24 protein-coding genes and 1 pseudogene are annotated in these 26213 nt (G+C 63.9%); 13 read left to right on the top strand and 12 right to left on the bottom strand.

Translation table 11 applies throughout. The features are described 5' to 3' along the window. Positions 1-9: 9 nt before the first annotated feature. On the bottom strand, positions 10-1002 hold the full coding sequence (locus CLU87_RS01695) for a Bug family tripartite tricarboxylate transporter substrate binding protein (protein ID WP_099731989.1): 993 nt from the start codon (positions 1000-1002) through the stop codon (positions 10-12). A 138-nt stretch (positions 1003-1140) separates the two neighbouring features. Between CLU87_RS01695 and CLU87_RS01690 the strand changes: the two genes are divergently transcribed. Continuing rightward, the gene (locus CLU87_RS01690; RefSeq protein ID WP_056066474.1) at positions 1141-1833 is read left to right on the top strand and encodes a Crp/Fnr family transcriptional regulator; all 693 of its coding nucleotides are present in this window, start codon (positions 1141-1143) and stop codon (positions 1831-1833) included. Positions 1834-1892: 59 nt separating this feature from the next. Here the strand turns inward: CLU87_RS01690 and CLU87_RS01685 are convergent, their stop codons facing one another. From CLU87_RS01685 to CLU87_RS01670, 4 genes are read right to left on the bottom strand one after another with little or no spacing between them, the layout of a single operon-like run. Continuing rightward, the gene (locus tag CLU87_RS01685) at positions 1893-2723 is read right to left on the bottom strand and encodes an alpha/beta fold hydrolase (RefSeq protein WP_099729286.1); all 831 of its coding nucleotides are present in this window, start codon (positions 2721-2723) and stop codon (positions 1893-1895) included. Further along, positions 2720-4273 carry a benzoate-CoA ligase family protein gene (locus tag CLU87_RS01680; RefSeq protein WP_099729285.1) on the bottom strand — a complete coding sequence of 518 codons (1554 nt, stop codon included), beginning with the start codon at positions 4271-4273 and terminating at the stop codon, positions 2720-2722. Before CLU87_RS01680 ends, CLU87_RS01685 begins: the two co-directional genes overlap by 4 nt. Before the next feature lie 48 nt (positions 4274-4321). Then, positions 4322-5872, bottom strand: a complete 1551-nt coding sequence (locus CLU87_RS01675; RefSeq protein WP_099729284.1) for a 3,4-dehydroadipyl-CoA semialdehyde dehydrogenase — start codon at positions 5870-5872, stop codon at positions 4322-4324. 54 nt (positions 5873-5926) lie between these two features. Beyond that, the gene (locus CLU87_RS01670) at positions 5927-6394 is read right to left on the bottom strand and encodes a DUF4863 family protein (RefSeq protein WP_099729283.1); all 468 of its coding nucleotides are present in this window, start codon (positions 6392-6394) and stop codon (positions 5927-5929) included. A 191-nt stretch (positions 6395-6585) separates the two neighbouring features. On the opposite strand from CLU87_RS01670, the gene CLU87_RS01665 reads away from it, so the two are divergent. The 9 genes from CLU87_RS01665 (at position 6586) to CLU87_RS01625 (ending at position 17966) form a co-directional block, all read left to right on the top strand. After that, complete coding sequence (locus CLU87_RS01665; RefSeq protein WP_099729282.1) at positions 6586-7527, top strand: helix-turn-helix transcriptional regulator; 942 nt, start codon at positions 6586-6588, stop codon at positions 7525-7527. A 281-nt stretch (positions 7528-7808) separates the two neighbouring features. Further along, on the top strand, positions 7809-9479 hold the full coding sequence (gene boxC / locus CLU87_RS01660; RefSeq protein WP_099729281.1) for a 2,3-epoxybenzoyl-CoA dihydrolase: 1671 nt from the start codon (positions 7809-7811) through the stop codon (positions 9477-9479). Between the two features lie 41 nt (positions 9480-9520). Then, the gene (gene boxB / locus CLU87_RS01655) at positions 9521-10948 is read left to right on the top strand and encodes a benzoyl-CoA 2,3-epoxidase subunit BoxB (RefSeq protein WP_056746952.1); all 1428 of its coding nucleotides are present in this window, start codon (positions 9521-9523) and stop codon (positions 10946-10948) included. Positions 10949-11099: 151 nt separating this feature from the next. After that, positions 11100-12377 carry a benzoyl-CoA 2,3-epoxidase subunit BoxA gene (gene boxA / locus CLU87_RS01650; protein ID WP_099729280.1) on the top strand — a complete coding sequence of 426 codons (1278 nt, stop codon included), beginning with the start codon at positions 11100-11102 and terminating at the stop codon, positions 12375-12377. Between the two features lie 257 nt (positions 12378-12634). Further along, positions 12635-13435: a DUF3348 family protein gene (locus CLU87_RS01645; RefSeq protein ID WP_099729279.1), complete on the top strand. Its 801-nt coding sequence runs from the start codon at positions 12635-12637 to the stop codon at positions 13433-13435. Continuing rightward, on the top strand, positions 13432-16101 hold the full coding sequence (locus CLU87_RS01640; RefSeq protein WP_099729278.1) for a DUF802 domain-containing protein: 2670 nt from the start codon (positions 13432-13434) through the stop codon (positions 16099-16101). Before CLU87_RS01645 ends, CLU87_RS01640 begins: the two co-directional genes overlap by 4 nt. Continuing rightward, positions 16098-16766 carry an OmpA family protein gene (locus CLU87_RS01635; protein WP_099729277.1) on the top strand — a complete coding sequence of 223 codons (669 nt, stop codon included), beginning with the start codon at positions 16098-16100 and terminating at the stop codon, positions 16764-16766. Before CLU87_RS01640 ends, CLU87_RS01635 begins: the two co-directional genes overlap by 4 nt. Beyond that, the gene (locus CLU87_RS01630; protein WP_099729276.1) at positions 16763-17353 is read left to right on the top strand and encodes a DUF2894 domain-containing protein; all 591 of its coding nucleotides are present in this window, start codon (positions 16763-16765) and stop codon (positions 17351-17353) included. Before CLU87_RS01635 ends, CLU87_RS01630 begins: the two co-directional genes overlap by 4 nt. Before the next feature lie 319 nt (positions 17354-17672). Continuing rightward, positions 17673-17966 carry a DUF4148 domain-containing protein gene (locus tag CLU87_RS01625; protein ID WP_056746958.1) on the top strand — a complete coding sequence of 98 codons (294 nt, stop codon included), beginning with the start codon at positions 17673-17675 and terminating at the stop codon, positions 17964-17966. A gap of 241 nt (positions 17967-18207) precedes the next feature. Here CLU87_RS01625 and CLU87_RS01620 read toward each other — a convergent pair whose 3' ends face one another. From CLU87_RS01620 to CLU87_RS01595, 6 genes are all read right to left on the bottom strand, one after another. Then, positions 18208-18768: a VOC family protein gene (locus tag CLU87_RS01620; protein ID WP_099731988.1), complete on the bottom strand. Its 561-nt coding sequence runs from the start codon at positions 18766-18768 to the stop codon at positions 18208-18210. A 19-nt stretch (positions 18769-18787) separates the two neighbouring features. Beyond that, positions 18788-19801, bottom strand: a complete 1014-nt coding sequence (locus CLU87_RS01615; RefSeq protein ID WP_099729275.1) for a zinc-dependent alcohol dehydrogenase family protein — start codon at positions 19799-19801, stop codon at positions 18788-18790. Between the two features lie 8 nt (positions 19802-19809). Beyond that, a complete protein-coding gene (locus CLU87_RS01610) occupies positions 19810-20388 on the bottom strand; it encodes an amino acid synthesis family protein (RefSeq protein ID WP_056066523.1) in 579 nt (192 codons plus the stop codon). A 29-nt stretch (positions 20389-20417) separates the two neighbouring features. Beyond that, positions 20418-21389 carry a tripartite tricarboxylate transporter substrate binding protein gene (locus CLU87_RS01605; RefSeq protein WP_056066526.1) on the bottom strand — a complete coding sequence of 324 codons (972 nt, stop codon included), beginning with the start codon at positions 21387-21389 and terminating at the stop codon, positions 20418-20420. A 97-nt stretch (positions 21390-21486) separates the two neighbouring features. Beyond that, positions 21487-22347: a fumarylacetoacetate hydrolase family protein gene (locus CLU87_RS01600; protein WP_099729274.1), complete on the bottom strand. Its 861-nt coding sequence runs from the start codon at positions 22345-22347 to the stop codon at positions 21487-21489. 357 nt (positions 22348-22704) lie between these two features. Beyond that, positions 22705-23424, bottom strand: coding sequence for a GntR family transcriptional regulator (locus CLU87_RS01595; protein ID WP_099731987.1), 720 nt, complete (start codon positions 23422-23424; stop codon positions 22705-22707). 34 nt (positions 23425-23458) lie between these two features. On the opposite strand from CLU87_RS01595, the gene CLU87_RS01590 reads away from it, so the two are divergent. The 3 genes and pseudogenes from CLU87_RS01590 to CLU87_RS01580 all read left to right on the top strand — a co-directional run. Next, positions 23459-24046, top strand: a complete 588-nt coding sequence (locus CLU87_RS01590) for an NADPH-dependent FMN reductase (RefSeq protein WP_099729273.1) — start codon at positions 23459-23461, stop codon at positions 24044-24046. Positions 24047-24152: 106 nt separating this feature from the next. After that, positions 24153-24569, top strand: a complete 417-nt coding sequence (locus CLU87_RS01585) for an SRPBCC family protein (RefSeq protein WP_099729272.1) — start codon at positions 24153-24155, stop codon at positions 24567-24569. A gap of 31 nt (positions 24570-24600) precedes the next feature. Then, positions 24601-24867: pseudogene (locus tag CLU87_RS01580) on the top strand (cytidyltransferase); the annotation flags it as partial. Between the two features lie 79 nt (positions 24868-24946). Here CLU87_RS01580 and CLU87_RS01575 read toward each other — a convergent pair. After that, positions 24947-26203: a Zn-dependent hydrolase gene (locus CLU87_RS01575; protein ID WP_099729271.1), complete on the bottom strand. Its 1257-nt coding sequence runs from the start codon at positions 26201-26203 to the stop codon at positions 24947-24949. Positions 26204-26213 lie beyond the last annotated feature (10 nt).

Raw genomic sequence — 26213 nt, 5'->3', positions numbered from 1 at the left:
GGGAACCTTTCAGGACTCTGCCGTGAAGCCGACCTTCTTCACCAGCGGGCCCCAGCGCTCATATTCGGCCTGTTGCGAGGCCAGCATCTCCGCAGGCGTAGAGCCCTTCGCGATGAGCCCCACCACGGCCAGGCTGTCCATGACGGCCTTGTCCTTGATCGCTGCGTTGATGGCGGCGTTGGCGGCAGACACCACGGCTGCTGGCGTGCGGGCCGGGGCGTAAAAGCCAAACCATTCCTCGGTCGTGAGTTCTGGAAAGCCCTGCTCTGCAAACGTGGCGACCTCGGGCGAAAACGGCGACCGCGCCTGACCCGAGGTGGCGATCAGCCGCAGCTTGCCCGCCTTGTGGTTGGGAATGAAGTCTCCGCTGGGCGTGACCATCGACGCGATCTGCCCGCCCACCACATCGGTTACGCCCGGGATGGAACCGCGGTACGGCACATGCTTGAGGTCCACGCCGTTGTTCAAGCCCAGCAGCGCACCGATGAAGTGTGGCGTGGAGCCCGCTGCGGGTGAGCCGTAGTTCGCCTGCCCGGGGTTGGCCTTGGCCCAGGCCAGAAAGTCCTTCACCGTCTTGACGGAGGCAGGCACCAGCGGCCCCACAGCCAGACCATGGTGCATGACGGCACCGATGGACACCGGCACAAAGTCCTTGGCCGGGTCGTAGCTCAGGCGGCTGTAAATGTGCGGGTAAATGGACGTGCACGAAAACGGCGACAGCGTGAGCACGCTGCCATCGGCGGGCGCCCCCTTGAGCGACTCCAGCGCGATGCGGCCGCCCGCGCCGGGCTTGTTTTCCACCACTGCGGGGTTGCGGGTGTAGGGCGATCCCGCCAGCTTCTCGCCCACCCTGCGCGCCACGCTGTCGCCCGCGCTGCCTGCGGGAAAGCCGTAAAAGATCTTGACCTGGTCGATGGTCTGCGCCCAGGCGGCCAGCGGCGACAAGGCCCCCAGCGCAGAGGCGCAACCAACGTGGTGCATGAACTGGCGGCGGGTGTGCATCATCATGTGTCTCCTGTGGATGGAGCCGTCATTATTTTTTGACGTCCTTGCACATTCAGTCATCGCGATGACATTTGGACTCAGGGAATACGCGCACGCGCCTGTACATCACACAGTGGCGCAGGAGACACTCTCACCATGTTGGTCAAACTGGCGCCCCCTACCCTCACCGATCTGCTGCTGCACTCTGCCTGGTTCCCGGCCCTGGACGGCGCCGCCCAGCAGCGGGTGATGGACGATGTGCGCGAGGTCGAAGTGCCCCAGGGCGGCGAGCTGTGCCGGCGCGGCCATACCCCCGTGCACTGGTATGGCGCCATCGAGGGGCTGCTGAAGTGGACTGTGACCTCGGGGGATGGCCGCTCGGTCACGCTCGGCGGACTGTCGGCGGGAAGCTGGTTCGGCGAGGGCACCTTGCTGCGCGGCACGCCCCGCACGGCCGACGTGATCGCACTGCGCCCCAGCCGCGTTGCGCTGGTGCCGATGGAGACTTTTGAATGGCTGCACGCCACGCAGCGCAGCTTTGACCACTTTCTGCTGCGCCAGATCAACGAACGCATGCACTGGTTTCTGGGCAACTTTACGGCCCACCATTTGCTCGATACCGACAGCCAGGTGGCCCGCGCGCTGGCAGGCCTGTTCCACCCCTGGCTGCACCCGGGCAGCGACACGCACCTGCAGGTGTCGCAAGAAGAAATTGCCAATCTCTCGGGCGTATCACGGCAGCGCTGTAACGCGGCGTTGAAGCGGCTGCAGGCCGCTGGCCTGCTGGAGATCGAATACGGCGGCATCACCGTGACCGACCTGGAAGGCCTGCGGCGCCAGGTGGAATAGCCCCTTTTTTGGGCGCCGCTGGGTGTATGGGCTACCGCCCGCTACTGCACCATCTGCCGCTATGTGGGCGAGTGGTGCGCTTGGATGAAGGCGACCGCAGCGGCCATCACCGCACCAGGCTGGTCGCGGTGCGGAGAGTGCGCGCAGTCCGGCAATTCCAGCAGCCGGGTGCCTGGCACCCGCTGGGCAATGCCCCGGATCTGGGCCAGGGTGCCGTACTCGTCATCACAGCCCTGGATGGCCAGCACGGGGGCGCGGATCAGGGCGACCTCCGGCTCGATGTTCCACGCACGGAACGCCGGGTCCAGCCAGACGCGGTTCCAGCCCCAGAAGGCCGAATCCCCATCGTCGTGGTAACGCGCCAGCTTGTGGCGCAGATCGGTCTGTTCGTAAGCGTCCCGCGCGCGTTCGATGTTTTGCACCGTCACGTCTTCCACAAAGATGTGCGGCGCCATCACCACCAGCCCTTGCACGCGCTGCGGCCAGCGGGCAGCCAGCAACAGGGAAATCGATGCGCCATCGCTGTGGCCGAAGAGCCACGCGGCTTCCTGCACGCCCAGTGCATCGAGGAATGCGGGCACCACCTCGTGTGCCTGCTGGTGCATGAAGTCCACGCCCCACACCTCGTCCGCGCCCCGGGGGGTGGACCGGCCATAAGCAGGACGTGAGAACACCAGCCCCCGAAACCCACCCGCATCGCACAGCTGGCGCGGGAAGTCCTTCCACATCGCCACGGAGCCTAGGCCCTCGTGCAGGAACACCACCAAGGGGGCAGTGCTGCGCTCGGGGGCTATCCACTGGTACTCGATATGGACCGTGCGGTTGCGCCAGCGCACTGGCACATGCTCAGTGCGCCCCGCAGGGCTGGGTGCAACGTCGTTGGCACTCACGCCTGCAGCTCCCGCTCGCGCAGCCGAAAGCGCTGGATCTTGCCGGTGGCCGTTTTGGGCAGCTCGGGCAAGAATTCGATCAGACGCGGGTACTTGTAGGGCGCCAGGCGTTCCTTCACAAAGGCCTTGAGTTCATCCGGTGTGACCGCCTGCCCGTCCTTGAGCACGACAAACGCCTTGGTCTTGGTCAGGCCGTCGGCATCCTGCGTGCCAACCACGGCGGCCTCCAGCACGGAGGTGTGCTGCATCAGCGTGGCCTCCACCTCGAAGGGGGACACGTAAATGCCGCTGACCTTGAGCATGTCGTCGCTGCGCCCTGCGTAGGTGTAGTAGCCCTCGGCATCGCGCACATATTTGTCGCCGCTTTTGGTCCACGTGCCCTGGAAGGTCTCGCGGGTCTTGGCGCGGTTGTTCCAGTACATCAGCGCAGCGCTGGGGCCCTGGATGTAGAGGTCGCCAATCTCGCCCTGCGCCACCTCGCTGCCGTCTTCGCCGCGCAGGGATATCTCGTAGCCCGGCACCGGTTTGCCAGTAGTGCCGTAGCGCACATCGCCAGGGCGGTTGGACAGGAAGATGTGCAGCATCTCTGTCGAGCCAATGCCATCGATGATGTCGCAGCCGAAATGGTCCTTGAAGCGCTGCGCGATCTCGGCCGGCAGCGCCTCACCGGCAGACGAGCACATGCGCAGCGCCACCGCACTTCGGGAAGGCAGGCGGGGCGAGGCCAGCATGCCGGCAAAACCGGTGGGAGCCCCAAAGAACACCGTGGGCTGGTGGCGCGTCCAGCGCTCGAACGTGGCGTCTGGCGTGGGTCGCTCGGCCATCAGCACCACTGTGGCGCCCACTGACAACGGGAAGGTCAGGCTGTTGCCCAGCCCATACGCAAAGTAGAGCTTGGCAGCCGAAAAGCACACATCCTTGTCTGTCAGGCCCAGCACCGCCTTGCCATACAGCTCGGCCGTCCACCACAGGCTGCCCTGCGTGTGCACCGTACCCTTGGGCTTGCCCGTGGAGCCCGAGGAATAAAGCCAGAACCCAGGCTCGTCCGGGCCGGTGCGGGCGGGCGCAGTCAGCGCGGGGGTGTTGGCGATGGCGGCCTGCATGTCCACTGCCCCCGCACCCAGCGGGCCTTGCGGCTGCGACACCACGCAAGCACGCACCTCATGGTGGGGTGCCAGGGCCAGCGCCTCGTTCAGCACCGGCAGCAATGCGCCGGAGACCAGTGCCGCCTGCGCCCGGCAGTGCGTCAGCATGTAGGCGTAGTCGTCGGGCTTGAGCAGGGTGTTGACCGCCACGGGCACCACACCCGCGTAAAGGCAACCCAGAAACGCCACCGGCCAGTCGCTGGTGTCCAGCATCAGCAGCAGCACGCGCTCCTCGCGCCGCACGCCAGTGTTGGCCAGCACCGCCGCCAGCCGCCGTGCGCGGTCTTCCAGCGCGCTGTAGCTCAGGGTCCCCCGGTCGTCGATGTAGGCGGTGCGGTCACCCCGCGCGCGGCTGAGAGCAAACAGATGCTCTGCAAAATTGAACTGTTCCGGAAGGCTGTTCATGGGGTGTCTCCGTCGCGATGGCGTTGTTTTAGTGGGTGGTTACGGGGGTCAGCAGCCCAGCGCCGCGAGCACTTCGGGGCTGGCCTGCACCGCACTGCGCTGGTGGTAGAAGTCCAGCGCCCGCAAGCCACCCAGCTCAGCACCACCACCAGCCCGGCCGGGCCCCCCATGCAGCGACATGGGCATGACATTGCCGTGGCCCGTGTGCGCAGTGGCCACTGCCGGCGTCACCACATGCACACGGCCATTGCTCGCAGCCAGCGCTACGGCGGCCTGGGCCAGGGCCTTGTCGTCGGAGCCATAGAGCGAGGTCACCAGTGAGCCCTGGCCACGCTGCGCAAGGGCCAGCGCATGGGGCAGGTCGTTATAGGGCAGCAAGGTGGCCACCGGTCCAAACACCTCCACGTCATGAACGATGGAGGCCTTGTCGGCATCGCGCGCGCCCAGCAGCACCGGGCCGACGCAGGCGGCCACGGCAGGGTCGGCATCGACCAGCGGCCGCGTTCGGCCGTCATACACAAGGTCGGTATGGGCCCCCAGGGCGGCAATGCCTGCCTGCACCCCATCGAACTGGGCGCGGCTGACCAGCGAGCCCATGCGCACTTCCGGTTTGCGGGGGTTGCCCACTACCACGCGGGCCAGCTGGGCGCTGACAGCCTCTGCCACCGCAGCGTACGACGCAGCGGGGACGAGGATGCGGCGGATCGCGGTGCACTTCTGGCCTGACTTGACGGTCATCTCACGAACGACTTCGCGCACCAGCAAGTCAAAGGCGGCGCCGCCCGGCTCTGCGTCGGGCATCAGTAGCGCGGCATTGAGGCTGTCCGCCTCGATGTTAGCGCGCACCGAACGCTGCGCCACCGCCGGATGCGCGCGGACAACGCCCGCCGTCTCGGCAGAGCCGGTGAACGACACCACATCAAAGGGTTGCAGCGCATCCATCAGGCCCGCCGAGCTTCCCGCGATGATCGACAGCGCGCCGGCGGGCAACACCCCCGCGTTCACCACGTCCTGCACCATGCGCTGAGTCAGCCACGCCGTGGATGTGCCGGGCTTGACGATGACCGGCATGCCCGACAACAAGGCGGGCGCGGCTTTTTCCCACAGGCCCCAAGCAGGAAAGTTGAATGCGTTGATGCACAGCGCCACCCCTGGCCTCGGCACCTGCAGGTGCTGCGACTGAAAGACCGGTTCCTTGCCCAGCCTGACGGCATCCCCGTCACGCAGCACGCGCACATCGCCCAGCGCATCATCCCATTTGGCGTATTGGCCGAGCGTGGAGATGCCGCCGTCGATGTCCACCGCAGAGTCCGTCTTGACGGTGCCGGAATTGGCGGTGGCGATGTCGTAATAGCTGTCGCGGTGCGCCTGCAGCACCTTGGCGACCGCGCCGAGCATGGCGGCCCGCTCACGATAGGTGGCAGCGCGTAGCGCAGCTCCCCCCTGTTCGCGGGCAAAAGCAAAGGCCTCGGGCAGATTCAACCCCGTGGCGTCCACCCGCACCAGGGCGGTGCCCAGCACAGGATCGCGCAGCTCAGTGCCGGGCCCCGTTCCGTGTTGCCAGCGGCCGGCAACGTGGTTGGCGAGCAATTCAGTCATGCAGTCAATCTTTCAGAGCAGGAAAGTCAATAGGGAGCAGCGCTGGCGCCAGCCCTAGCGGGTGAACTGGATCTGCCCATCGGGCAACAGGTACAAAACCAGCGCCCTGCCGCGCGCCACCGTAGGGTGGTGGGCACTGCCGGGCGGGTAGACGCACCAGCCGGCAGGGTGGCCGTCAAACAACGCATCCCCCTCCAGTGGCATGATCAAATCGATTTCGCCCTGCGGGTGGGTGTGGTGGGGGCCAGCAATGTTTTGCATGTCCACCACGTCCACAGAAAACCGGTGCAAGGCATCTTCGGGCTTGAACACACGGCCATAGCGGATGCCGCCGCCTTCGCGTTCACACAGCCAGCCTTCACGTGCGCCCTGAATGCACGCCTCCCGCAAGCACTGGTAGGTCGCACTGGTGGGGCCGTGCATGGTGTTCAGCCATTGCGCCAGAGCGGCATCCAGGGGTTTGCAAGCGAGCTGGGCGGTCACATCAACCAGGGCTTCGTGAAATGCAGTTTTGTCGGACATGGGCAGTGGGTGCAGCTAGAGTCGGGGCCCAATCTGCACCGTTTTTGATCCACCGCCTTGCGCGCATCCAAAACATGCAGTATTTTGCCAATTGATGAACCATAGTTACCTCAAAGATCCATGTCAAGCACTATAGTGCATGAATGGCGTTTTCCCTGAGAAGACCAGGGCGCTCCATGAAAAGGATGGGTATGAATGAAACAGAAACGGCGGGGCTGCTCGCACCCGCCTCCCCGCAGGAGGGTGCGCAGTCATCGGCCGAGGAGCCCAAGAACCCTCTTCTGGTGTCGCTGGGCGAGCGCGTTCGCAATCTGCGTGCACAGCGGGGCCTGACCCGCAAGGCGGTAGCAGTGGCCGCCGACGTGTCGGAGCGCCACCTGGCCAACCTGGAGTACGGCACGGGCAACGCCTCCATCCTGGTGCTGCAGCAGGTGGCCCATGCGCTGCACTGCTCGCTGGCGGAGCTCGTGGGCGATTTCACGACGCAGTCGCCCGAATGGCTGCTGATCCGCGAACTGCTGGAACACCGCAGCGAGCCCGAACTGCGGCGTGCCCGCCTGGCGTTGCACGAGCTGCTGAGTGGGGGGCACAACGACGCAGCACGACACCGCCGCATTGCGCTGGTGGGTCTGCGGGGGGCGGGCAAATCCACCCTGGGGCCACTGCTGGCGCGCGAGCTGGATGTTCCTTTCATTGAACTGAGCCGCGCCATCGAGGCCCTCGCCGGGTGCAGCGTGCGCGAAATCCACGACCTGTACGGCACCACCGCCTACCGCCGCTACGAGCGCAGGGCACTGGAAGAGACCATCCAGATCCATAGCGAGGTGGTCATTGCCACGCCGGGTGGCATTGTGTCGGACCCCGCCACTTTCAACGAGCTGCTGGCCCACTGCACCACCGTGTGGTTACGGGCCGCGCCCGAGGAACACATGGGGCGTGTGGTGGCACAGGGCGACATGCGCCCGATGGCCGCCAGCAAGGAGGCCATGGACGACCTCAAGCGCATCCTGGACGGGCGCGCTGCTTTCTATTCCAAGGCCGAAATCACGGTGGATACCTCCGGCCAAACCCCCGAGCAGAGCCTGCAGACCTTGAGTGCCAGCGTGCGCAAGGCCATGGCCCGCGTGGCGTAAAAACCTGCACCCGGTCTGAACGGCTGCAGCCCGGACATCGGCGCCGCAGCACCCACGCCCATCCCGGCACAGCACAGCGCCCGCCACCACGGCGGCCTGTGCAGCTCACCCCCCTCCCCGATCACCCCCTGCGCAGCCCTCAGCAGCGCCCAGCAGCGCTGCCCGTTTACCCGAATGCCATCGGCAAAAAAATGCATTGACATACCGAGAGGCATGCATGATGATGCACATCAACAGCTGAACACAAGCACTATATTGCATTAATTCTCCACGGAGACCTCATGGCAGACCTCACCCACGTTCCCGAACGCGTTGACTACCGCACTGATCCCACGCAATACCGCCACTGGACCTTGTCGGTCGAGGGTGCCATTGCGCGGCTGTCCCTTGACATTGCGGAGGACGGCGGGATCCGTCCTGGCTACAAGCTCAAGCTCAACAGCTACGACCTGGGGGTGGACATTGAGCTGCATGACGCGCTCAACCGCATCCGCTTTGAGCACCCCAACGTGCGCAGCGTCATCGTCACCAGTGGCAAGGACCGTATCTTTTGCTCGGGCGCCAACATCTTCATGCTGGGTGTGTCCAGCCATGCCTGGAAGGTCAACTTCTGCAAGTTCACCAACGAGACGCGCAACGGCATTGAAGACTCCTCCAAACACTCGGGTCTCAAGTTCATTGCGGCAGTGAATGGCGCCTGTGCAGGCGGTGGCTATGAGTTGGCACTGGCGTGCGATGAAATCATCCTGGTCGATGACCGGTCGTCTGCCGTGTCGCTGCCCGAAGTGCCTTTGCTGGGCGTGTTGCCCGGCACCGGTGGGCTGACACGTGTCACGGACAAGCGCCACGTGCGGCACGATCTGGCCGACATCTTCTGCACCAGCGTGGAGGGTGTGCGTGGCCAGCGCGCGGTGGACTGGCGCCTGGTGGACCGTATCGCCAAGCCCGCGCAATTTGCCGTCACGGTGCAAGAGCGCGCCGCCGCCCATGCACAGACCAGCACCCGCCCCAGCGGAGCACAAGGCATTGCCCTGCCACGTGTGGAACGGCAGGACCATGCCGACGGCATGCGCTACCAGCACGTGACGGTGGACATCGACCGCGCACGGCGCACGGCCACGCTGTGTATCCCTGCCCCCGAGGGAGCGCAGCCCGCAGACACGGCAGCCATTGAAGCAGCGGGCGCCGCCTGGTGGCCACTGGCACTGGCCCGCGAGCTGGACGACGCCATCCTGAACCTGCGCACCAACGAACTGGACATTGGCACCTGGCTGCTGAAGACCGAAGGGGATGCGCAGGCGGTGCTGGCCAGCGATGCCATCTTGCTCGCGCATCAGGACCACTGGCTGGTGCGCGAGACCATCGGTGCGCTGCGACGCACGTTTGCCCGTCTGGATGTGTCCTCACGCAGCCTCTTCGCGCTGATCGAGACGGGATCGGCTTTTGCCGGCACCCTCGCAGAACTGGCCTTAGCGGCAGACCGCACTTACATGCTGGCCCTGCCCGACGCGCCAGAGCAGGCCCCAACGCTCACCCTGAACGCATTCAACTTTGGCCTGCTGCCCATGGTGAATGACCAAAGCCGCTTGCAGCGCCGCTTCTATGAAGAGGCGAGCCCGCTGGAAGCGGTCCGCGCCGCCGCGGGCCGGCCGCTGGACGCAGACAGCGCACTGGCGCTGGGCCTGGTCACGGCCGCCCCCGACGACATCGACTGGGCCGACGAAATCCGTATCGCCATTGAAGAACGCGCCGCCATGTCGCCCGATGCGCTGACCGGCCTGGAGGCCAACCTGCGCTTTGCCAGCAGGGAGAACATGAACACCCGCATCTTCGGGCGCCTGACCGCGTGGCAGAACTGGATCTTCAACCGACCCAACGCCGTGGGCGAGAAGGGCGCGCTCAAGGTTTACGGCACCGGCCAGAAGGCCGGGTTTGACCAGACGCGCGTCTGACCCCCTGCCCTGCATTCGATTTCCATCCAGAGGAGCACCCCATGAGCAGCATCAACTACAGCGAGAAGATTCCCAACAACGTGAACCTGGGCGAAGACCGCACGTTGCAGCGCGCGCTAGAGGGCTGGCAGCCCAACTTCATCAACTGGTGGGACGACGTGGGTCCCGAGGGCTCCACCAACCATGAGGTCTATCTGCGTACCGCCGTGAGCGTGGACCCGAACGGCTGGGCCCAGTTCGGCCACGTGAAGATGCGCGACTACCGCTGGGGCATCTTTTTGAACCCAGGCGACAGCAACCGCGAGATCCACTTTGGCGACCACAAGGGCGAAAAAGCCTGGCAGGACGTGCCCGGCGAGCACCGCGCCAATCTGCGCCGCATCATCGTGACCCAGGGCGACACGGAGCCTGCCTCGGTCGAGCAGCAGCGCCACCTGGGCCTGACAGCGCCCAGCATGTACGACCTGCGCAACCTGTTTCAGATCAATGTGGAAGAGGGCCGCCACCTGTGGGCCATGGTGTACCTGCTGCACAAGCACTTCGGCCGCGACGGCCGCGAGGAGGCCGAAGCGCTGCTGCAGCGCCAGTCCGGCGACGAGAACAACCCGCGCATCCTGGGCGCGTTCAATGAAAAGACGCCGGATTGGCTGGCGTTTTTCATGTTCACCTACTTCACTGACCGTGACGGCAAGTTCCAGCTCTCGGCCCTGGCAGAGAGCGCTTTTGACCCGCTGGCGCGCACCACCAAGTTCATGCTGACCGAAGAGGCCCACCACATGTTTGTGGGCGAAAGCGGCATCTCGCGTGTGCTGTCGCGCACCGCACAGGTGATGAACGACCTCAAGACCGACGACCCTGCCAAGGTGCGTGCGGCTGGCGCCATCGACCTGCCCACCGTCCAGCGCTACCTCAACTTCCACTACAGCGTGACCATCGACCTGTTCGGCGCCGACCAGTCCAGCAACGCCGCCACGTTCTACAGCTCGGGCCTCAAGGGTCGCTACGAAGAAGGAAAACGCACGGACGATCATGTGCTCAAGGGCCAGACGTACAAGGTGCTGGAGGTCAAGGACGGACAGCTGCTGGAAAAAGAAGTGCCCATGCTCAACGCGCTGAACGAAGTGCTGCGCGACGACTTCATCAAGGACTCCATGGCGGGCGTGGGCCGGTGGAACAAGGTGCTGGAGAAAGCGGGAGTCCCCACCCGCCTGGTGGTCCCCCACAAGGCCTTCAATCGCCAGATCGGCGCGCTGGCGGGCATCAAGATGTCGCCCGACGGCCGCGTGGTGAGCGAGGCAGAATGGACCGCGCGCAAGGCCGAATGGCTGCCCACGCCCGAAGACTTCGCGTTTGTGGCGTCGTTGATGGGCCGTGTGGTCGAGCCGGGCAAGTTCGCCGGCTGGATCGCGCCCCCCGTCATGGGCATCAACCGCCAGCCGGTGGATTTTGAGTACGTGCGTTTTAATTGATCGCCGCTGAGTTGCCCGTGCCGCATTCGCCGCCCCTGGCAAGACTGCGCGAGCGGCACGGCGAGTCGGGCTCTGCGTTGTGGCACACCGAATGCTTCCACTGTATGCAAGGTCCCAGCACCGGTAGCCGGATATTGCTCGAAGAATGAATATGGACACCCACACGCTGATCGACAACGGCATCCTGAAGCAGCATCTGATCGACCCAGAGATCTGCATTCGCTGCAACACCTGCGAGGCCACCTGTCCGGTCAACGCGATCACGCACGACGACAACAACTACGTGGTGCGAGCCGATGTGTGCAACGGCTGCATGGCCTGCATCTCGCCCTGCCCCACGGGTTCCATCGACAACTGGCGTGCGGTGCCAGTGGCCCGCGCCTACACCGTTGAGGAACAGTTCAGCTGGGAAGAACTGCCGGGCGAGCTTGCCCCCCATGAACTGGTCGCAGCAGGCGGAGAGCCCGCCACCGAGGTAACGGCGCTGCAGCAAGCCCCCGAAGCGCCTGCTGAGCCGGGCACGCAGGTGTTTCGCTCCGCCCAGTACGGAGCCACGGTACCGCCCTGGTCTGCAGCCCATCCCTACACCAATCTTTTTCCGCCCAAAAACCCGACCACAGCCACCGTGGTCGGCAACTTCAATTGCACCGAGGCGGGTTTTGAGAGCGAGACCCACCATGTGGTGCTCGATTTCGGCAGCATGCCGTTCCCCGTGCTGGAAGGGCAATCGATTGGCATCATCCCGCCGGGCGCCGATGCGCTGGGCAAACCCCATCACGCGCGCCAATACTCGGTGGCCAGTCCGCGCAACGGCGAACGCCCCGGCTACAACAACCTGGCGCTGACCGTGAAGCGCGTGACCGTGGACCACGATGGCAACCCTGTGCGAGGCGTTGCCTCCAACTACGTTTGCGATCTGAAGTTGGGCGACAAGGTGCAGGTGGTGGGGCCGTTCGGCAACAGCTTCCTCATGCCCAACCACCCGCGATCGCACATCGTGATGATCTGCACCGGCACCGGCAGCGCTCCCATGCGCGCCATGACCGAGTGGCGACGCAGGCTACGCAACAGCGGCAAGTTTGAGGGCGGCAAGCTCCTGCTGTTCTTCGGCGCACGCACGCAGCAGGAACTGCCCTACTTCGGCCCACTGCAAAGCCTGCCCAAGGATTTCATCGACATCAACCTGGCTTTCTCCCGCACGCCCGGGCAGCCCAAGCGCTATGTGCAAGACCTGATGCGCGAGCGCGCCGCCGACCTGCTGGCCCTGCTGCGCGATGACAACAGCCACTTCTACGTCTGCGGCCTCAAGGGCATGGAAGAAGGCGTGGTGATGGCGCTGCGTGACATCGCCCAGGAGGCGGGGCTGAGCTGGGACGCCCTCGGTGGGACGCTTCAGCGCGAAGGGCGACTGCATCTGGAGACGTACTGAGGCGGGCATGGCATCGGCCTGAACCAAACTCAATCCATGGCGCCTCCCCAAAAAAGGCCCATTGGCCGGGCCTCGGGGCGCTGCATGGAGCCCTTTCCCTTGTGTAACAGCTGCAACGCCGGAGGCTGACTGGCAGACTGGTCTGTCGTTCCTGCGAAAATAGCGGGCTTTGCCTTCGGGAGGACTCCTTCCCCCGATGCACGCGCCGCCGGACCGTCCCGCTCGGCCGTGCCCACCCAGTGCACAGCCTTCACGGGATGACCCAACACCACCGACTCAATAGCTCACGCCTCGTGGTCCTGCTCCAGCAATGGACGCGGGAAGCCAGCGAGCGGGCCGCGCCTCCGCTACCAGCAGCCAAGCCCCCCGATGTGGCAGAGCAGCTGAGCCTATGGCTGGGAACCGTGGACGCCGTCCAGCTCAGCCGGGCGCTGCACGCGATCGAGAACCTGCCATCGCAGGCGGCGACTGCACAGCACCCGGCAATGGCGCTGAACATGACGGTACTCGCCGGCCTGGTAGCGAAGGTTCGGGCCGACCTCGAAGTGCAGCTGGCCACGAGGCCCACTGCACCCAAGCCACTGCGGGCCCGGGCGGACAACACCCCCGTGGAACTGCCCGACCCGAGGGTGGACACGGATTTCGCCACCCACGCGCCACGCTATCTGGACCTGCAAAAGCAGATGGAGCTACGGCTGCAGCCCCTGAGGGCACAGTTGCGCCAGGCGATCGCACAAGGCGCCCCCAGATTGCGCCAGGTGGCGGCGCTGGACGCCGTGATGGAGCGCATGTTGGCACCGCGTGAACAACGGCTGTGGGCCTTGCTACCCGCGCACCTGGAGCGCCGTATGGCGCACCGCCACCGGCAACACCAGCACAGGCTGACCACCCAAGGGTTGGCCGATGAGCCTGCGCGCTGGCGGCAGGCCGGAGGCTGGCTGTGGGCCTTCGAGCGCGACATGCAGGCCCTACTTGCCGCAGAGCTGCAAACGCGCATGGAACCGATCACGGGACTGCTGGAAGCAGCCCAGAACGACACAACAGGACAACAGGAATGAACAAGAGTGTGATGACAGCCATCTTCGCTGCGGGCCTTGCAGCCGCTGGCTGGGTGGGCTGGGGTTTTGTGGGCCACAGCCCGCTGGCACTGGCAATGACGGTGATGATCGCCGCCACCTACCTGCTGGGAGCCTGGGAGCTGATGCGCTATCGCGCGGCCACCGCCTCGCTGACGCGTGCGCTAGAGGCACATCAAGAGCCCCGTGCCCTGGATGCCTGGCTGGAAAGCCTGGACCCCGCACTGCGCCACCCGGTTCGCCAACGTATCGAAGGGGAGCGTGTAGCCCTGCCTGGACCTGCACTCACGCCTTACCTGGTGGGGCTGCTGGTCATGCTGGGCATGCTGGGCACCTTCGTGGGCATGGTGGTGACATTCCACGGCGCCGTGTTTGCCCTGGAGGCATCAGGCAACCTGGAATCCATCCGCAATGCACTGGCTGCGCCCCTCAAGGGGTTGGGCCTGTCGTTCGGCACGTCCGTCGCGGGGGTCGCCACATCGGCCGCACTGGGCCTGTTGTCCGCCCTGAGCCGCCGAGAGAGGCTGCAGGCGGTGCGCCAGCTGGATGCGCGCATCCCCACTCTGTTCCGTGCCTTCTCGTCCGCCCAACGGCGTGAGGACACCTTGCTGGCCCTGCAAGCGCAGGCCCAGGCCCTGCCGCTGATTGCCGATCGCCTGCAAGCCATGATGGAAGGACTGGAGCGCCGCCACAGCCAGCTCAACGACCAGCTGCTCGCGCAACAGCAGGGGTTTCATCAAGAGGCCTCTGCCGCGTACACCCAATTGGCGCAGTCCGTGGGTACATCGCTGCAAGACAGCCTGAGCACCAGTGCCCAGCAGGCCACCGCCGCCATACGCCCGGTGGTGGAACAGGCCATGGCGACGCTGGCACAAGAGTCCCAGCGCACCCACGAGCGGCTGCGAGAGCACACAGGCCAGCAGCTGCAAAGCCTCAGTGCGCAATGGGAGGACACAGCACGCAAGGTGGCCGACACCTGGGCCCAGGCGCTCGACCAGCAGTCGAACACACAGGGCACGCTGATCACCCAGTTTGAGGTTGCAGTGCAAAAGCTCACGCAGACTTTCGACGAACGATCGAAAACGCTGGTGGACTCCCTGCACGTATCGGCTGCACAGCAACAGGCTGCCCAGGCGGAGTCCGACCAGCGGCGACTGCAAGGCTGGGAGCACTCCATGCAGGACATGGCTCGCAACCTGGCCAGCGAATGGCATAAAGCGGGCAACCAGACGCTGGCCCAGCAGCAGGAGGTGGGCCAGGCCTTGGAGCGCACCGCACAGCAGATGGACCGGCAATTGCAAGCCACCACCCAGGCATTTGCACAACAGGCCGAAGCCCTGGTCACCACACTGCAGGCGACGGTAGCCGAAGCCCACGGTGCGCAGCGCGCTGCGGATGCGCAGCGGCTCGCCGACTGGACGCAGTCCATGCACCAGATGGCCCAGAAACTCAGCGGCGAATGGCAAAGCGCGGGGGCACAAACTGCCGAACAGCACCAGACAACCGGCGCGGCACTCGTCCAAGCAGCCCAGCAGCTGGAGCACCGCCTGCAGTCAGCCAACAACGCATTTGAAGAACGCTCCGAGGCTTTGCTGGCTGCATTGCAAAGCACCGTCACCGATGCTCAGCAGGCGCAGCGCGACGCCGATGCGCAACGGCTGGCAGGCTGGAGCCAGTCCCTGGAGAGACTGGCCCACACGCTCAGCGCTGAATGGCAGCGCGCAGCCACACAGACCGTGGAACAACAGCGCGCCCTGATGCAGACCCTGGAAGACACCGCTACGCAAGTGAGTCTGCGACTGAACGCCCAGGTGGACCGTACATTGGGCAGCGCCTCCGCGCTGATGGAGCAATCCGACGCCCTGCTGCGCACACGCATCGACAACGAAGCGCAATGGGTGCAAGCCCAGGGTCAACGCATGGATGCGCTGACCCTGGTGTGGCGCGAGGAACTGACCACCCTGCGCGATGCAGAAGCCGCGCGCGGACAGGCGGCAGTGGACCGCCTGGATACTCTGCAAGCCGCCGTGGCAGAGCACCTGGCCACCCTGGGCGCTGCGCTGGAAGCCCCCCTCACGCGCCTGCTGCAGACCGCCTCCGACGTGCCGCAAGCGGCGGCCGAAGTCATTACCCAGTTGCGGCAGGAAATGACACGCCTGGGCGAACGCGACAACCTTGCACTGGCCGAGCGCGCGGCCATGACACAGCAGCTGGGCAGCCTGCTGCAATCCGTGAACGAAGCCGCTGTGCAGCAGCGCGCGGCCATTGACGCACTGGTGGGTTCCGCCGCCGAGGTGCTCGAACAGGCGGGCCAGCAGTTTGCACAGGCCCTGGGCGCACAGGCGGGCAAGGTGGACGAAGTGGCAGCGCAGGTCGCGGCCAGCGCCATCGAGTTGTCCAGCCTGGGGGAATCCTTCCAGCACGGCGTCGGCCTGTTCAGCGCCAGCAACGAGAAGCTCGTGGAGAGCCTGCAAGGCATGGAGGACGCCCTTCGCGAGTCCATGGGCCGCAGCGACGAACAGCTGGCGTACTACGTGGCGCAGGCCCGCGAGGTGATTGACCTGAGCATCAGCGCACAACAAGGCATCGTGGAAGACCTGCGTCGACTGCATGGCAAGGCCACGGCAGAACAAGGGGTGCCCGCGTGACCGGCGTGGACGACACCCTGGATGATGCTACCGACCAGACGGCACCGGTGTGGGCCGTCTTCGGCGATCTGATGGCGGGGCTGCTGGGTGCGTTTGTACTGATCCTCGTGGGCGTGCTGGTGGTGCAGATCGACCTGGTGACCAGCCTTCAGCAGGAAGTGCAAAAGCGCCAGATGGAAGAGCAGCGGCGCATGGCGCTTGAGAAGGCCCTGGCCATTCCGCTGGCCAGCGGGCGCGTGACGGTGAACAACGGGCGCATTGGTATCAGCGGCAGCGTGCTGTTTGCCACCGGTTCGGACGAACTGCGTGCCGAGGGACGGCAACTGCTGAAGAGTCTGGTTCAGCCGTTGGGGGTTTACTTGCGGGAGCGCGACGAAATGCTGATGGTCAGCGGCTTCACCGACAACACCGCGCTGCTGCGCGGCAGCCAGAAGCGTTTTGCGGACAACCTGGAGCTGTCAGCCCAGCGTGCACTCACCGTGACCCGGGCTCTGATTGACGAAGGCATGCCATCGTCCCAGGTGTTCGCCGCAGCCTTTGGCGCCGAACAACCCGTGGCTGACAACAGCGACGAAAAAGGCCGTGCACAAAACCGCCGGGTGGAGATGGCCCCAGTCCCCAAGGCCGCCAACCCCCGGTCCACCGAGTCTCCCCGCGCACCATGACAGATCCCCGTCTGGAGGCATTGCGTGCAGTGGGCGCGCACCACAACGACCCCGCGCGTTTTCACTACCTGGAGATCCTGGCGCGCCGCCTGCCCGGCCAATCAGCGGCCGTGCAGCGGCTGTTGGCGCACAAGCTCGATACGGCGTTGGCGAGCTACCCCGAAAGCCCGCCCCACACACCTCCATCACAGGGCAACCAACGCCCCGCCCCTGCAGCATCTGCGCTGGCACAACTGAACCAAACCCTGGGAACCCCTCGGCGCAGCATCGCCAGGGACGACCCCTTAGCGATGGACAGCGCTCCATTGCCCGCGCTCAAAAGCGTGCGCCATTTCAGCGAGGTCTGGTCGCACATCGCCGCCGAGCAGCAGGTGGTGCAGGCCCTGCACAGGGGGCCTGAGAACGCCGGGCCACTCAACGCCCACAAGCTGATGCTGCGCTCACTGAACCTGATGCGCTCCCTGTCTCCCGACTATCTGCGCCATTTCATGGCGCAAATGGACACCTTACTGTGGCTGGATCAGGCAAGCAATCGAGCCACAAGCCCCGCTCCGCGTTCGGTGCGCAAGACACGCAACAAGCCATAGACCGATAGATCCGCAGGCCTGTAACCAGAGCACAAGCCACTGCTTTGTAGTCCCCGGCCCAACGCCCGGGGCGAGGGAAACCGGCGCTTCGGCGTCTCCAACCGCTGACGCGAAACGTCACAGTACGTGGCCCAGCCATTGTTTTCAAAACTGGAACAGTTAGTTTGCGACTGGGTGGTTTTTCCCTGAACACCATCGGCGTACAGTTCATCCCATCGATGAGCCGAACCCGCAAGGCGACTCACCGAACCCGGTTCAGGAATGGTTTTTGACCCGGCTTTTTTGAGACGCTTTTTAAGTTTTTTTAAGGATTTTCATCATGAACAAGACCGCCCGTTTCCTCTCCGTCGCCGCTGTTGCCGCTTTCGCCGCTTTTGGCGCCCATGCCGATGAAGCCGATGGCTCGCAATTTGCCCTGAAGTTCGACACCAACCGCACCCGCGCTGAAGTGCAAGCCGAAGCTGTAGTGGAAGCCAAGACCCACAACATGGAACCCGCAGGCTCGCGTGTGGTGACCTACCAATCCACCGCTGACCGCGCTGCCGTGCGTGCACAGGCTGCCGAAGCCGTGCGCACCGGCCAGATCCCTTCGGGCGAATTCAGCGCCATGTAATTTGGCAGACCAACTGCTTGGGTTGGATTGAAGCAGTTGCGGGACTTCCCATGGCGGTGGCACTTCGCGCGGTGCGGGTGCTGCCGCTATGGGGAGTGTTAACTGAACCGCAGGGGCGGGCAGGCAAAAAGGGCTCCCTCTGGGAGCCCTTTTTGTTGCGTGCGAACACAAGAAAAACGTCGTACGCCTGTTGCATCTCCAAGCCGAAAGCCTCTGCGTCATCGCGAAAAACGAGCGCTCGCTACGCGGTCCCGGCCTTCCATGCCGCGCGTCGTTCCGCAAACTGCGCAGCCCACTCGGATACCGGCATAAAGCTGGAGTCCGAACGCACCACACGCTCCGTCTGGGCCCAGATGGCTTCGTCATCCTGATCCAGGTCCAAAGGATCACCGTGGGGCTGGCTCACGTACCAAGGAGTGTCCAGATAAACCTCCACCGTGTTGTCTTCCGGGTCCATGCAGTAAATGGATATCGCATTCCCGTGGTTAAGCCCGCGCATCTTCGACGCGCCCAGTGCCAACGCGCGGCGACGCGCCTCGCGCAGATGATCAATGGTCTGGACCTTGAACGACAGCTGCATCACGGTGCTCGGTGCATCTTCACCCCGCCCTCCAGCCAGCACCAACTGGTGGTGCTGATCACCACGCCCGCTCAGAAACACGATCTCGAAGCGAAAGGTCACGCCCTCGCCACGATCCGTCTCCTGCATGTCGAACACTCCGGTATAGAAAGCCTTCATCACCTCCAGGTCACGGCAAAAAATGCCACAGTGAGCGAGATTGGCGGTATAGGGTGGATTCACGTTGCAAGACTCCATGGGTTCAGGGAATGAGGACCAGCTTGCCCAGCGTGCCGCCGGTGTCCAACAGCTCATGGGCCTGACGAACCTCTGCCAGTGGCATGCGCATGGCACGCGGTGCACGCACCTGGCCACTCGCCATGAGCGCAATGGCTTGCTCCATCAAGCCGCGGCGCTGAGCCACATCGGCATCCACCGCGTGAATGGAGAAGGTGCGTATCGCCAGACTCTTGGCGAGCAGTTTGCGAAGCTCATCGAACACATCACTCGATGGTGGGCCTGCAAGGATGTTGTACGACACCGCCATGCCTGAGGGGGCCAGCGAACGCAGACAGGCGATAAACAGCGCCGCACCCACATGATCAAAAGCGAGGTCGACGCCACGTCCCCCAGTGAGCTCCATGACGCGTTGCGGCAGGGCCTGCACGTCGCCATCAACAAGATCGCTAACTCCGTTTTCCAAGGCGAACTGGCGTTTTTCCGGGGTTGATGCAGTACCGATGACGCGCAGGCCTCGCGAGCGCGCCACCTGTGCCAGCGCGGTGGCAACCCCACCTGCTGCACCGGGAATCAGGATCGCTTTAGCGGGTAGATTGCCGTTGCTGGCCAGTAGCGCCAGTGCGAGCTGGAAGTTACCGAGACTCACCGCGTCCTCGAACGCAATGCTCTCAGGCAGCACAAATGGCACAACTTCGGGCACGCAGATCGCCTGCACGTAGCAGCCCCCGCGCTGTGGCAACTCTCGTGCACTGACCAGCACGCGGTCACCCACAGACAGGCGGGTGACGCCCTCACCGATGGCATCGATGACCCCGGACAGCTCATTGCCGGGCACCGCGGGCAGTGGGGGCATCCATTTGTAAGTACCGTTGCGAATCAGAACGTCCGGCCCACCTGCGCCTATGGCATGAGCCCGGACGCGTACCTCACCCGGTCCGGGATGAGGTACAGAGATGTCCACCAAAGACAGAACCTCCGGACCACCCGTGACCTGGAGCTGCACGGCCTTCATCATGCCAGTGGAAGAAGTCGCCATGTCTAACCTCAGCGCTGGCCGTCGTGTACGGACACCTGCTCGCGCGTCAGGCCGCCCAGGCGCGAGTGGACGCGTCCGCCATCGGCCATCACCAGTGCGAAAAGGATTTCGTCGGGGCGGGGCGCGTCCTGAATCCCCACCTCGGCACTGTTGAAATGGCTGCGGACATAGGCCGCATGGATGTAATGCAGTGGCACCATCAAGCGGTAGCCCGTAGCGGCCACGGCCTTCGCCGACGGCACGATGGCTTTGGGTTCACCCAGCACTTGGCGCATTGCCCAGCCCCCCGCTTCATGCCAGACGGCGCCATGCTCCAACTCGCCATTCACGCCGACGATGGCTGCCTTGCTATAGGCCTGTACTTTTTCCTTGCCCAGCGTAGCCACCAGCTCTTCAGCGAGCATCGTACCGAGGGTGCGCAGCTCGGCCATGAAGGGCAGCAGATCTGGCTCATAGCGGCCAGCGTAAGGATTGCGAATCACAGCGCAAGCAGAGGCGATGCGCAGCGGCGTGTCTACCGGTGGCCCGCCCTCGTGGTACACCGTTTCAATGGTCAGGCTGCGTTTGCGGATAGCGATCAAGTTCATTCAAAAGTCCTTCGACAAGGTGATTGGAGTCATTGTTTGGGAATCTTGGCATCAGCCACTACCTGCTGCCATTTTTCGATCTCGTGGCTCACCATGACCTTCATTTCCTCGGGCGTGCTGCCACGCGCTTCGCCGCCCATGTCCTCCAAACGCTGCCGTACTGCAGGCGCCTGTAGCGCACGAAGCACCTCCGCATTGAGGCGATCAACGATCGGTCGGGGTGTTCCTGCGGGCGCCAGAAGGCCGGCCCACGAGCGCACGTCATAGCCCGTCACACCTTGCTCCACGACGGTGGGAACGTTTGGCAGGCCTGCCCACCGTTGGGGGCCGGTGGTTGCGATGGCGCGCAGCTTCCCCGCCTGGATGTTGGTCAATACCGCGGTCGGCGGAGCGATGATGAACGGCACATCGCCTGCCAGCAGCGCCGTGATCGATGCAGCATCGCCCCGATAAGGAACGTGCAAAAGATTGACTCGAGCCATCTTGGCCAGCAGCTCGCCCGCCAGATGGTGGGTTGAGCCCACGCCCGCAGTCCCGTAGCCAACCGATCCCGGTGTGGCCTGCGCGTTTGCGATGACTTCACGCAGGCTCTGGACTTTCGAATTGGCGTTGACAACCACCAGGAACGGAAAGAAGGTGATCGTGGAAACCATCTCGAAGTCCGCAACTGACTTGTAGGGGAGCGTGTTGTAGAGAGCGCCCGCCACCGCATGCCCCCCGGTGGCGAGCAGCAACGTGTATCCGTCGGGCTTTGCCCGCGCTACCGTGGTGGCGGCGATGGTGCCGCCAGCTCCAGACTGTGCCTCCACCACCACGGCCTGGCCCAAGGCTTTGGCCATCTCTGCGCCCACAGCGCGGGCGATGGCGTCCGCATTTCCACCAGGAGCGAACCCCTGATAGAGCTTGATCGCTCGCTCGGGATAGGCTTGGGCCAGGGCCGGCAGCGCCGACCATCCAAGAGCGGCCGCGCTGCAGGCGGCCAGGACGTGTCTTCTTTGCATGGTGTTTGTCTCCGTGGGCGGCGGCCGCGTGGGGCCTTGCTCTACCCTTGCAGGGTCTGGATGGAAGATCGAACGGGTAAATGACGCCAGACGATGGTCAGCCCTGCGCAACCACTGGATTGCGCAGCACGCCGATGGCTTCAATCTCCACTTCCACGACGTCGCCAGGTTTCATGAACTGCGGCGGCTTCTTACTCCAGCCCACGCCGGCAGGAGTGCCAGTGATGATCACGTCACCGGGGACCAACGTAAAAATGGTTGAGGCATACGCAATCAGGCGGGGGATCGAAAAAATCATGTGCCCTGTATGGCTGGACTGCACCACAACGCCGTTCAGACGCGTCTCCAGCTTGAGTTCGCGACCAGGCGCGATCTCGTCTGCAGTCACCATCCAGGGACCGAAAGCACCAGTGGATTCGAAGTTTTTGCCGGAGGCGATCTGCTTGGCATGGAACTGCCACTCTCGCACACTGGCATCGTTGTAGCAGCTATAGCCTGCAATGTGCGCCCAGGCGTCCGCCTCGCTGATGTCACGACCTTCCTTGCCAATCACTACGGCCAGCTCGCCTTCCCAATCCAGCGACTCCGAAACATGGGGGCGGACGATGGGCCCTTGATGTGGCGTCTGTGAACGCCACACGCGCAAGAAGATCGGCGGCTGCTCGGACAGCTCGCGCTGCATGCCAGCAGCGAGCACCTCCTGGTGGTGATCCATGTAGTTGCGCACCGCGCAGACAATTTTTTCGGGGCGAGGAATCACCGGCAGAAACGTCACTTCGGCCAACTTTGCGTCGGCCTTGATATCTGCCACCAACGCATCCCGGCGCGCGAAGTCCGGGCTTGCGATGAAGCCAGCCAGCGTGGCATGGCCGGTTCGGATCGCCAGTTCGGCAACACCGTCACCGAGGACGGCACCCCAGGTTTCACGGCCGGCGATTGAGTAGGACATCAGTTTCATGGGTTTCCTAGAAAAGGGATGAAAGAGGAATCGGCGAAGGCACAACGATCAGAACTTGGACTTCTGGATTTTCCAATCTGGTGCATGAATGTATTTTTATGCACAAAATACAAATTATGCGTAGTGGTTTACACCGAGCGATTTGAGGGAACTTGCTAGGCCCCTTGCGCAAGAAGAGGCACTTGCAGACAACGGAAATGGGGAACTCAGAAGCGAAAAAGCCCACATGCGCGATGCATGCGGGCTCTGCACCACGCGAGTCGGGTGCAACCAGGAATGAGGAGGGGCAGGGCTGCCCAGGAACCGGCGAAATGCCTGTACCTAGACCATGCTCTGGCTCGCAATGGCAGTGGAGGGTCAGCCTCCCTGACCGTGCTCCAGCTTGCTCAGCACCGAGAGCACATTGCGCTCGGTACTCAAGATGTGCTCTTGCAAGAGCGCACAGGCGGTATCTGCATCGCGCCGCAGCGTAGCGTCCATGAGCTTACGGTGCTCGCTGGATTTGTGCTTAAAGGTCTTGCGAAAGCGCGCTGAAAACCGCCGGTAGCGCTCCGCCTGGTCGAAGAGGCTTGCACTCCAAGTCCGCAGGCGCTCTGATGGACTGGCTGAAATCAGTGCCATGTGAAAGGCAGTGTGCACGTCCGTCCACCCTTGGTCCAAAACGACCGGACCATCGCTAAGTCGGCCTTCTACCTTCTCCAAGCGGTGAAATGCCCCCACTACTTGCGCCTCCCACACGTCGTCACCGTGGGCAATCGATTCGCGCAGCGCCTGCACATCAAGCATCACACGCATGCGCGTGATGTCGCCCAAGTCCTCTGCAGAAATCGCCGTTACACGAAACCCTCGCCGTTCATCTGCCCGGATCAACCCCTCCTGGGCCAGACGACTCAGCGCCTCCCGCAATGGACTGCTGGAAAAGCCGTAGGCAGCTTGCAGTTCATCGAGCTTGAGCTTGGCGCCTGGACTGTAGGTGCCATTCAACACATCCCTGCGCAATTGCGCGAAGGCCTGATCCACCAGGGGCGGGGTGCGAGGGGATGTGTCTGTTTTGTACATGTTTTGAATTTTATGCATAAACTTCAGGCATTGAAAGAACGAAAGAATCTCAATGAGCACCAACCAGATGACACGTCCTATCCGCCTCCTCGCCATCTCCGGAAGCCTCCGCCGCGCGTCGCACAGCACTGCCGTGCTGCGAAGCCTGCAGCCGCTGCTACCTTCTGGAACCACACTGGAGTTGTTCGCTCTCGACGAGATCCCCATGTACAACGCAGATCTGGATGGGGACCAACCACCGCCTCCAGTCGTCCAGCTCAAGAACGCCATTGAACGTGCAGATGGCCTGGTACTGTGTTCGCCTGAGTACAACTACGGCATTCCCGGGGTACTCAAGAACGCGATTGACTGGGCTTCGCGGCCGGGATTTGCATCTCCTCTCAAGGGCAAGCCCGCGCTCATCATGACGGCGTCGCCAGGCACGGCAGGGGGAGTGCGGGCACAGGCCCAAATTCGAGATGCATTGGCAGCCACACTGGCTCGCCCCTTGGTGCGGCAGCACATCGCCATTGCTGGAGTCGCCGCGCGCATACAAGACGGTCACTTAGTGGACAAGCCTACTCTGGATATCATCCAAACAGGATTGCACGAGCTGGTCGAGGAGATCCGGTGGATCGCCGCGCGCAGCCAACAAGTCTGAGACAGAAGTCGCTAATAAGACCGGGCTTTAGCGGCCAGTGCCGATAGGGCTGGACTCGGCATCCAATCTTTGAATATGTGCCGGGTCACCCGAATGGAGTTCGCTCATGAAGATCACCGTCTCAACTGTGGTTGCCGCACCGTTGAAAGAAGTCTGGCGGGCATACACAACACCCGAAGACATCAAACAATGGAATACAGCGTCCCCAGACTGGCACACGACCACCTCGTCGGTGGATCTGCGGCCAGGTGGCAAGTTCTCCTCTCGCATGGAGGCGAAGGACGGCTCATTCGGGTTTGACTTTGCAGGTGAATACACCAAGGTTGTGCCGTGCCAGCTCATCGAATACGCCTTCGGAGATCGAGCAGGACTCGTTGAGTTCAACGAGGGCACGGACGGAGTCAAAGTTACGGTCACATTCGACGGGGAGCAAACGCACCCCGAAGAGCAGCAGCGAGCCGGCTGGCAGGCTATCCTGGACAACTTTTCTCGCCACGTGGCCGCAAAGCTGGCGCCCCAATAGCGGCCAGCTCGCAGAGCCTCTTGCCCGTACATGCGACCTGCCCGAGGCCCGCATGCGCGCCGCACTGCAGTCAGTGGCCGTGTTCGACCACCCCGACCGCAGCCAGCGCGGTCGCACCATCACGCATGCACACTACTTTGACCTGGGCGATGCGCCCTTCCCAGTGGTGCAGGCGGACGATGATGCGGCGCTGGTGCAGTGGACCCGCATCGACCAGCTGGCAGGCCTGGAAGAGGAGTTCTTTGAAGACCACTTCCACATGCTGGACCACTTTCTGGGGCTGACGAAGCTGGACTGATCCGTTCCACCCGCTTTTTGCATCCAAACGGGTGCAAGCGCTACGGAATCATGCCTCTGCCGCTATATTTTATATAGCATTAGGTACCAGCCCGCTCCAGCATGGCATGCAGCAGCACGTTGCACCCGGCCTCGATGTGCTCGGGTTTCGCATCCTCGATCTCGTTGTGGCTGATGCCGTCCTTGCAGGGGATGAAGATCATGCCGCTGGGTGCGAGCTTGGCCATGTACACGGCATCGTGCCCCGCGCCGGAGACGGCAGGCATGTTGCTGTAGCCCAGCTTGGCGGCGGCGCGGCCCACGGCCTGCACGCATTCGGGCTGGAAGAGCTGTGCGGGGTAGCTGGACACCATTTCGATGTGGACCTGCACACCGTGTTCTTGGGCCACCTGGTCGGCAAAGGCCTTGACCTCTGCGGCCATGGCGTCCACCAGCGCGTCGGTGCTGTTGCGCAGGTCGATGCTGAACTTGACCCGGCCGGGGATGACGTTGCGGCTGTTGGGGAAGACTTGCACCATGCCCACGGTGCCGCGCCCGTGCGGCGGGTGGCGGTGGGCGGCGGCGACTACGTCTTGCATGATGCGTGTGGCGGCCAGCATCGCGTCCTTGCGCAGGGCCATGGGGGTGGGGCCTGCGTGGGCTTCCATGCCGGTGACGGTGCAGTCGAACCAGCGGATGCCCAGCACGCCGCTGACCACGCCGATGGTCTTGTCGTTGTCTTCCAGCACGGGGCCTTGTTCGATGTGGGTTTCGAAGTAGGCGCCGATGGGGTGGTCGCCGGGTTCCTGGTCGCCGATGTAGCCGATGCGCTCCAGCTCGCCCTTCACCGTTTTGCCTTCGGTGTCGGTGGCGGCATAGGCGTGTTCCAGCGTGAAGGCTTTGGCGAACACGCCGGAGCCCATCATCACGGGCACGAAGCGCGATCCTTCTTCGTTGGTCCAGAAGGCGACTTCGATGGGGGCCTCGGTTTCGATGCCATGGTCGTTGAGCGTGCGCACCACTTCGATGCCTGCCAGCACGCCGTAGTTGCCGTCGAACTTGCCGCCGGTGGGCTGGGTGTCGATGTGGCTGCCGGTCATGATGGGCGGCAGGTTGTTGTTGCGCCCGGGGCGGCGCATGAAGCCGTTGCCGATCTTGTCGATGGTGACCGTCATGCCCGCCTCGCGTGCCCAGCGGGTCACCAAGTCACGGCCCTGTTTGTCCAGGTCGGTGAGGGTCAAGCGGCACACGCCGCCCTTGGGTGTGGCGCCGATCTGCGCCAGCTCCATGAGTGACGCCCACAGGCGTTCGCCGTTGATGCGCAGGTTCTCAATGTCGGGTTTGACTTTCGTGTCCATAGAAGCTCCA

This window comes from Acidovorax sp. 59 (assembly GCF_002754175.1).
Taxonomy (GTDB): Bacteria; Pseudomonadota; Gammaproteobacteria; order Burkholderiales; family Burkholderiaceae_C; genus Acidovorax; species Acidovorax delafieldii.
This window is presented reverse-complemented; position numbering and strand designations above follow the sequence as displayed.